This is a genomic window from Neoroseomonas rubea, assembly GCF_016106015.1.
Lineage (GTDB): Bacteria > Pseudomonadota > Alphaproteobacteria > Acetobacterales > Acetobacteraceae > Neoroseomonas > Neoroseomonas rubea.
Map to the genome: position 1 here is coordinate 1 of NZ_JACADQ010000738.1, position 619 is coordinate 619.

Genomic DNA, 619 nt, shown 5'->3' on the forward strand with positions numbered 1-619 from the left:
ATTCAGACGTCGGCTCTTCCGATCTCCGGCGGGCGACCCCGCCGCGCGCCTCGCCGCGCTGATCGGCGAGGGCGTGCCGGTCGCGATCGGGCTCGACCTGCCGCTCGGCGTGCCGCGCGGCTTCGCGGAAGGACGCGCCGAGCCGGGCTTCGTACCCTTCCTGCGCGGCCTCGCCGCCCGGCCTGGCTTCTTCGAGGTGGCGGCGACGCTCGACCAGGTCTCGCGCGAGCGCCCCTTCTACCCCGCGCGCGGCGTGAAGGGCATGACGCGCGCGGCGCATGCGGCGGCCCTCGGCCTGGGCGACGCGCAGGGCCTGTCGCGGCTGTGCGACCGCGCCACCGCCGAACGCCCCGCCGGCGCGCCGGTGTTCTGGACGCTGGGTGCGAACCAGTCGGGCAAGGCGGCGATCGCGGCCTGGCGGGACTGGCTGGCGCCGGGGCTCGCGGCCGGCGCGCCCTACGCGCTCTGGCCCTTCGAGGGCGGGCTGCACGCGCTGCTCGCCCCGGGCCGCGCGGTGCTGGCGGAGGTCTATCCGGCGGAAGCGCTGCGCCACCTCGGCATCGCGCTGCGCGGATCCAAGCGCGCGCGGGCGGACCGGGCGGGCATCGCGGAGGCGCTG

1 pseudogene is annotated in these 619 nt (G+C 78.4%); it reads left to right on the forward strand.

Annotated elements, in window-relative coordinates:
• Window positions 1-619 (forward strand): annotated as a pseudogene (locus tag HW577_RS26140) (hypothetical protein); the annotation flags it as partial.